2 protein-coding genes and 1 pseudogene are annotated in these 8950 nt (G+C 31.8%); all 3 read right to left on the minus strand.

Going from position 1 to position 8950, the window contains the following annotated elements; all coding sequences use genetic code 11:
• Positions 1-4455 (minus strand): annotated as a pseudogene (locus tag WKS98_RS09550) (helicase-like domain-containing protein); the annotation flags it as partial.
• 1801 nt (positions 4456-6256) lie between these two features.
• Positions 6257-7222, minus strand: coding sequence for a DNA cytosine methyltransferase (locus tag WKS98_RS09555; RefSeq protein WP_498918828.1), 966 nt, complete (start codon positions 7220-7222; stop codon positions 6257-6259).
• Positions 7215-8936: a DNA topoisomerase 3 gene (locus WKS98_RS09560; protein ID WP_498918829.1), complete on the minus strand. Its 1722-nt coding sequence runs from the start codon at positions 8934-8936 to the stop codon at positions 7215-7217. The genes WKS98_RS09555 and WKS98_RS09560 overlap by 8 nt, the downstream gene beginning before the upstream one ends.
• Positions 8937-8950 lie beyond the last annotated feature (14 nt).

Genomic DNA, 8950 nt, shown 5'->3' on the forward strand with positions numbered 1-8950 from the left:
CAAATAAGCATCAAAAGTATTTTCTGTTACATATCTAAAAATATTTACCTTATCATTTTCATTACCTTGACGAACAATTCTACCACTTCTTTGCTCTAGGTCAGATGGTCTCCAAGGGACGTCTAAATCATGTAAGGCTATTAATTTGTTCTGTACATTTGTACCTGCTCCCATTTTTTGAGTAGAGCCTAATAATACTCTTACTTCTCCTCTTCTTACCTTGGAGAATAGTTCATCTTTTTGTTTGTCTGTATCTGCTTCGTGGATAAAGGCTATTTCTTCTTTTGGTATTCCCATATCTACTAGCTTATTTCTAATATCATCATAAATATTAAATTCTCCATCTCCTTTTGGTGTGGACATATCCGAAAATACTAATTGAGTCGATGAATCTTCTTTTGTCTTATCCCAGATTGAAAAGATATTTTTAACACATACATTTACCTTTGAATTAGGATCATCTGGAAGTAATGGATTTATTAATCTTTGGTCAAGGGCAAGTTTTTTACCATCATTTGTAATCTTTAGCATGTTATCTTCTGTTGGTTCGACTTGGTTGTTTCTAACTGCGTCTGCTCTTTCTGAAATAGCTTCTAATATTTCTTTTTGTTCCTCAGTAGGTTTTGTTTTAATAACTTCAAAATTTGCTTCTGGCACTGGCAAATTTAACATATCTGAAGTCTTTATATCTGCTACTTCTTTAAACATGCTCATCAGTTCTGGCAAGTTATAAAACTTTGAAAATCTTGTCTTTTGCCTATATCCAGTGCCTTCTGGAGATAATTCAAATGTGTTTTCTGTTTCTCCAAAAGTAGAAGCCCAGGCATCAAAATGTTCTAATCCTCTTGTTTTTAAATCGTCATATTGAAGGTATCTTTGCATTGTATAAAGCTCTGTCATTGAATTTGATATTGGTGTACCAGTAGCAAATACAACTCCCTTACCATCTGTCATTTCATCCATATACCTACATTTCATATACATATCCGAAGACTTAAAGGCTTCACTCTGACCGATACCCGCAACATTTCTCATCTTTGTATGCAAAAATAGGTTTTTGTAATTATGAGCTTCGTCTATAAATAACTTATCTACTCCTAGCTCTTCAAAGGTTATTACATCATCTTTTTTAAAATCATCATTTAGTTTTTCCAGTCTTACCAAAAGCTTCTTCTTTGTCTTTTCCAGTTGTTTTACTGTGAAATTTTCCCCTCTATTTCTTTTATTCTCATCAATAAAGGAAACTATATCGTCTATTTGGTCTTGTATATGTCTAACTTGGTATTCCTTAGACATTGGTATTTTTTCAAATTGAGAGTGTCCTATGATGACTGCGTCATATTCTCCTGTTGCAATCCTTCCAATAAATCTTTTTCTATTTTTCGGTTGAAAGTCTTTTTTATCGGCCACCATAATGTTTGCTGACGGATATAATTGCATAAACTCCCTACCAATTTGAGTAGTTAGATGGTTAGGAACTACAAATAATGATTTACTTGCAAGTCCTAACTTTTTAGATTCCATAGCAGAAGCTACCATTTCAAAAGTTTTTCCTGCTCCTACTACATGGGCAAGTAGTGTATTTCCACCATAAAGAGTTCTTGCTATGGCGTTTTTTTGATGCTCTCGAAGTCTGATTTCTGTATTCATTCCATCAAAAGTTAAGTTAGAACCATCAAATTCTCTATTTCTAATTGAGTTAAATTTTTCATTATAAATTTTTTCTAACCTATATCTTCTATCAGGATCTTCAAATATCCAATTCTTAAATTCTTCTTTAATCAGTTCTTGCTTCTGACTTGCAAGCATAGTTTCTTTTTTGTTTAATACAGAAGTCTTAGACCCATCATCATTTATTACTTGATCAAATACCTTTGTATCTTTTAGATTAAGAGCATTTTCAATTAGCTTATAGGCATTCACTCTACTTGTACCATAAGTCATGTTAGCAAGGTCATTAGTCGAGTCAACACTTTTACCTTCAATATTCCATTCACTTGTATGTGGCGAAAACCTAACATTTATATTCCACCTATCATAACCTGGCGTTTTTAAAAGATTAAAAGTAAAGTCTTCTATATCTTTTTGAGGTATCCAAGTTGCTCCTAACCTTACATTTATATCAGAAGCAGTGAGTTCTTCAGGCATAACTTCTTGTAATTTTTCTCTTTGATATTTGAGCTTGCCTAACTCGTTTAATAATGTATCTTTCTTTTCAGAAGGTGCTAAATCTATTACATTTTCAATTTCTCCTATATATGAATTGAGATAACCAATCTTTTCTCTAATATTGCCACTTAGATACTCATCAGCCGATACATATGAAAAGTGAAAGGGATCGTCATTATTAAAGTTTTCAAAGGGCATTCTGTTATTTATTAGGTCTGTATCCTTAATATCTAAAAATATCTCGCCCTCAAGCTCACCAATTAAGGTGTCCCTATCTTTACTTGTGATAGATTCCATATATTCAAAATCTACATATCCCTTTTGTGAAACAGATAAGACTAAGGCTTCAAGGGAAGTATCTACATGGTCTACTACTTTTGCCTTTGTTATTGTTCTTTTTGAGAATATATCACTCTTAGCTTTGAAATTATCCTCATCATCAAGTATTTCTATTGATGATACTAAAGGAAAATTTGAGTCTTCCTTTAAGGCTCTAGTGTTTGATAAGGAGTTAATAAAGCCATGTTTCTTTGAAAAGTTATCATAGACTTCATTTAACTTTGCTTGTGATTCTTTTATTTCCTCGTCAGAAAAATCGTCCTTTTGTTTTTCTATTACATCTTTTAAGGCATTCATAACATCAAGATAATCTTTTATTTTTTCTTTATTTTTATCTGATATATTCTGCTTAATTAAGACTGAATTTTCTCTTAGGTAAACATCTTCATCAATAATGGTATAAGAAAAATTCTTAACATCATCTGTTGCTGGAAGACTTAATTCTTCATCTTCCAATAGCTCGACTTCTTCATATTTAGAATTTGAAGATATTTCCTTACTTGCAAGATCCATTAAATCTTTTAAATTTTCGTCTTCTTTTTCATCACAAGTAATAGTATTTCCAAATCTTCCAGATACTTCTTTCATATCCCCTAATACCATTTGAGGATTATCTACAAAGTATTTATTATAAGTCAAACCCTTTTTATCAGTTGCTAGATGAATCCAATCGTCATCTCTTTCTATAACTGAATCTCTCTTCTTTAGAAAAATAATATCCGAAGTAACTTCTGTACCAGCAAGTCCTTTAAATGTTGTATTAGGTAGCCTCATAGCTCCTAAAAACTCACATCTTGCATTAATATATTTTCTAACAGATTCATCTTTTTTATCCATAGTTCCAGATGATGTTATGAAGGCAATAATTCCTCCATTTCTAACCTTATCTATTGACTTTGCGAAAAAATAATCGTGAATCAGAAAGTTATTTCTGTTATATTCACGATCGTTAACTTTAAAATCTCCAAAGGGAACATTTCCTATAACTAAATCGAAAAAGTTATTTGAGAAATTTGTTTCTTCAAAGCCTTTAATTTGAATGTTAGCTTCAGGATAAAGTTCTCTTGCTATTCTTCCGCTTAGACTATCTTTTTCTACTCCATAGACTTTAGAGCTTTGTATTTCACTTGGCATATTACCAATAAAATTACCGACTCCTGCAGATGGTTCAAGGATATTCCCAGTCTTAAAACCCATATCTGTTATGGTCTTATATATTCCATCCATTACCACTCTAGGTGTATAAAAGGATGTTAGAGTAGACTCTTTAGCATTCAAATACTCTTCATTTGTTAAATTTTCCTTTAAAATATTTCTTGCTTCAAGCCATTGTCCTCCCTTTTCTTCATCAAAGACATCGGCAAGACCACCCCAACCTAGATAATCAGCAAGATAGGCTTGCTCATACTCCCTTGGACTCCTATTTTCATTTTCAAGTCTTTTTAGCATTTTAATAGCTTTTATATTTTTATCTAGCCTTTCTGATGGTGTTAGGTATTCTGAGTAGATATGATTTTTTAAGTCATAATTTCTAGCAAAACTTAGTCTTTCCTTATTAGGTTCATAGCCTAGATTTTTTAACTCTTCTTTACCCCTCAATAAGTTTTCGGCTGCTTCTCTTGGAACATTGTATCTATCCATCATTTGGTCAATTTCAAGATTGTGGTTATCTATAAAGCTTTCTTGTTCTACTTGTCTTTCAATTTGTTTTTCATGCTCAGATAATTTGTATATCTCATAATTTCCACTATCTAAAAGGTCATCAATCTTTCTACTTTCTTCAAATGTTTCGCCCTTATATAAAGGAAATTCTTCCCCATTAACTTCTGCTTTTGTTCCAGTTTCAATCAAGTTAATTCCATCAAAGGTATTCTCATCTTCTAAAATAAATTCTTTACCAACTTTTACTGCTAGTTTTTCTGATGTTTGACTTAGATTTTCAAAGATTTCTTCAAGGTACGAATCGTTTCTATATGGAATTACTTCCGAACCCCTAATCATACCTCCCATATACTCCATATTGTCTCTGATAGTGACAGTTTTAAGTCCTCCACTTAGTTCATCAAAATCTGTAATAGTAAAGTCCTTATCTTTATATCTAACCTGATCGCCTATCTTAAATTTAGGCTCTATATTTTCTTTAGCTTCTTCTTGTAAAGATTTCTCCTCACTTAGTGCAACTTGTTCTTCTAAATATGAAAATTCACGCTCATTTACTTCTTCACCATCACCAAGGTCAATCCTATAATGCTCGACAACTTCTCCGTCTACATAGTGGTCAAAATAGAATTTGAAATATCCGATATAATCATCAGTCATTTCTCCAAACTCATTTTCTCCAAGAGTTTGATTATGGTCTTTAACATCTATATCTTTTTGTCTTAGGACATTAATTAAGTCTTTAGTTACTATCTGCCCACTATAATCTGGAATTAATTCGTGGTTTTCATTAAATTCTACAATCCAATAATCTTTTCTATTTTCATTTTTGTCATCAAAAAAAGAAGCTTCATCAGCTTCCTTTTCTTGACTTATTTCATTTTCTAAGCTTCTACGTATTCCTTGATTGCCATTTTCTTCACTGTTGCCATCAAGTTGTTCATCTGTCCTTGGTATTCTTCTGGATTCTCTCTCATCATCTTCTCTGTCAATCCTTGTGCTTTCATCATCTTGACTTTCTCTCTCTTGATAAAGTCCACTGCCTGATTCTGAATTTCCTTCAGATGATTCAAAAGTGTTTTCTCCTCGTACATTTCCTGAAGTTTCTTCCAGTTCTCCATGTCCTCGCTCCCTACTAGGTAAGACAGTCTTTGAACTGCGTAAGTCGGATTCGGAAATCTCTCCATAAATTCCAGATCCCTCTCCATCATGTCCAAGGTTTTCTCTTCGATCTTCATTGCTATTTCCTCTGTCGCTTCCATCTGTGAAAACTCGTCCATCTCTAATTCTTGACCTATCATCTCGTCTATATAAATCATCTTGACCTCCTTTATCTTCATTTATATTTTCTATATCTCTATTATAGTCGGCAGCGACCCTTTCTGTCAGCAGCCTAGCACGATCCATTCCCTTAGATTTTTCTATTGTGCTATCTATAATATCTTCGCTAACCCTTGATATTACAAGACCTATCTGTTCTAAAGAAATAGTATTAATCCTAGAAAAATTATTTTTTAAATTTTCCGTATCCATAGGATAGACTGTATTAAACCTATTAGCTACTGCATAAGATATTGAGTCTCTCATAAACTTTTCAAAACTCAGTCTATCCTCTATATCTATTCTCAAATCAGCAAGAGCCAAGTTAATATATTCATCTCCATAAATTCGACTCAAAGAAAATATATTTTCATTGAGTGAATCACTATCTTCAAATGAATAATCTCTTATTATTTCTTTTAAAGCCTCGTTATGATTTTCATGATCAAACTGCCATAAGCTAACCTCATTAATATTCCTATCCATTGATGTGGTCTGACTAATATCAAAAATATATGAAACTTTTTTGTTTACATCACTTCCAACTAAAATTGGAATACCCTTTTGACCTCTCATAACAACTCTGCCCAAATATTTTTTCCACATATCAAAAGTCGCACAAGCTCTAGCTTCAGGTTCTTTGTTATATATACTTAATTGGCTAGAAAAATCATATTTCTGATTATTGCCTATAACTTTTAAGAGTTTTAAATATTCTTTTTCATCTTGCAAAACTTCATACTTTATTGCTTCTTGTATATTCTTAAAATCATTTACTTGCATTTCCTACCTCCATTCTATGAATTTCTTTTATAATAGCCATTAAAACATCAACCACAATAGAATTGCCGGCCTGCTTATATAGCTTGCTTGAAGTACAATTTTTTCTTCTTGGATGTACTTCTTCTAGTTTATCTATATCACTGTCATCAAAACCCATGAGTCTTAAACATTCTCTTTCTGTTAAATACCTATATTTACCATTTCCAATATCTATTATTCCAGAATTAGGTACTCTCATCTGTTTTGTAGAAATAGTATAAGAAAAATCTTTAATCACTTTGAGTCGCCCTCTAAAACTGTTATCTATGCCTTTATTTAAAAATTTCAGCATATAAGGTTGGGTCATTGTATAAAGTTCACTTACATTCTTTTCTAAAAATTCACTTAGTGATCTTGTTTCTTTCCTCTCCAATTTATTAAAAGAAAAGTTATTTGCTCCAAGACATGAAACAACAAAAATCCTCTCCCTTTTTTGAGGTATCCCAAAGTCCATTGCATTTAAGATTTCATATTTGCTTTCATATCCAAGGTTTTCTAGCTCTTTTAGATAAATAAAAAAGGAGTCCCTCATATTTCTATCAAGGACTCCCTTTACATTTTCCCAAATTATCCATTTAGGTTTATCTTTCATTTCTTTGATTATTCTAATTGTTTCAAATAGTAAGCTTGATCTAGTGCCTGAGTTTTTCACTCCTCCCTGCTTTTTTCCAATTCTTGAAAAGTCTTGGCAAGGACTTCCATGCATTATTAAGTCTATATTCTCATTAGGTACTTTATATCCTACTACTGATTTTGGCTTATAATCTTCTCCATAAAGTTCATTATATGATTTAACACAAGCCTTATCTATTTCTACATAATCAACAACTTCATAAGGTATCTTTAAATTAATAAAAGCCTTTCTAATAGCACCTATGCCACCGAAAAGCTCTAATATTTTTACCTTATTCATTTAGATTATTCTTGTACCTATCTACAAGCCCCCTTATACTATCTTTAATTTCTTTTAAAAAGTCTTCTTTATCTACTTCGCCAGAGCTAATCTTTGCAAGTTTCATTTCCCATTCAGAAGTTGTTTCTGCCGACTTAAACTTATCCTCTACAATCGATACAAGTCTATTGCCTTTTTCTGTTACAAGTAAATTTTTCTTATCTCTTCTTATGAGATCCTTATGGATAAGATTTTCAATAATTCCTGCTCTTGTAGCTGGTGTTCCTAAGCCTTTCCTTTCTACTTCTATATCTTTATCCAGTGATTCAATCCCTGCATTCTCCATAGCCTTTAAAAGTGTATCTTCATTATAATGACTCGGAGCTTTGGTAAATTTCTCTGATATATTTTTAGAAGTTAGCTTAATTTTATCTCCAGTCTTTATATCTGGTAATTCATTTTCTTGTCTTTCCTTTCCATAAGTCTTTAGATATTTTGTATAACCTTCATCTATTACAGTCTTGCCACTTGCATTAAAGTTAAACTTGTCATATTCATATCTGATTTTTCTACTAGATTCCTTTAAGTTATCCGAACATGAAGCAAGTAATTTATCCTTAATTAGATTATAAATTTTACTTTCTTTGTCAGATAAATCTTTAGCTTTTCCAATGCCAGATATAGTTGGAATAATTGCATAGTGGTCTGTAACCTTAGATGAATTAAAAATAGACTTGAAGTTTGACTCATTAACCTTAAAGTCTTCTTCAAGTCCTTCTAATAATTCTTTTATAGTATTAACCATGTCATCGGTTAAATACCTGCTATCTGTTCTTGGATATGTGATTAGCTTTTTTTCATATAAACCTTGTGCTAGATTTAAAGTATCATTTGCTGAATACCCAAAATATTTATTCGCTTCTCTTTGTAAGGTAGTGAGATCATAAGGCTTATCTGGTTTTGTGCTTATTTCTTTATCTTCTACCTCTGTAATAACTATTTCATCTTCTAGTAGATTTAAAAGTTGCTCTGCCACTTCAATTTTATCAATTCTATCTGATACTAGCTTCAATCCTTTATAAGATAGGTCAACTGTATAATATTTTTGCTTCTTAAATAGGTTTATTTCACTATCTCTTTTAGCTATTAAATATAGAGTTGGTGTTTGTACTCTACCAACTGAATATGTTTCCTTGTAAATGCAAGAATAAAGCCTGCTTAGATTCATTCCTACTAACCAATCCGCAATAGATCTTGCACTTGCCGATCTATATAAGTCTTCAAAGTTTTCTCCGTCTTTAAGATTTCTAAAGCCATCTTCAATAGCTTTGTTTTCCATTGAAGATATCCAAAGTCTTTGAATCTTCTTTTTACATTTAGCTTGATTATATACAAGCCTAAAAATAAGTTCTCCCTCTCTTCCAGCATCACAAGCATTTATAACTGTGTCGATGTTCTTATCGTTTAAAAGTTTCTTTAAAACTCCATATTGTTTTTTAGTGCTTTTAGATACTTCATAAATATATTCTTCTGGAATTATAGGAAGAGTGTCTATTCTCCATTTCTTCCATTTTTCATCAATCTTATCTGGACTTGCCATTTGAATTAAATGACCTACACACCATGAAACAATGTATCCATTCCCCTCATAATATCCGTTTTTTCTTGTTCTTGCTCCAATTACTTTTGCAATTGTAACTGCTACACTTGGCTTTTCTGCTATTACTAACTTCATTAATACCTCCATAA

Origin of the sequence: Lagierella sp. ICN-221743 (assembly GCF_037890055.1) — a bacterium.
Classification (GTDB): Bacteria; Bacillota; Clostridia; order Tissierellales; family Peptoniphilaceae; genus Mediannikoviicoccus.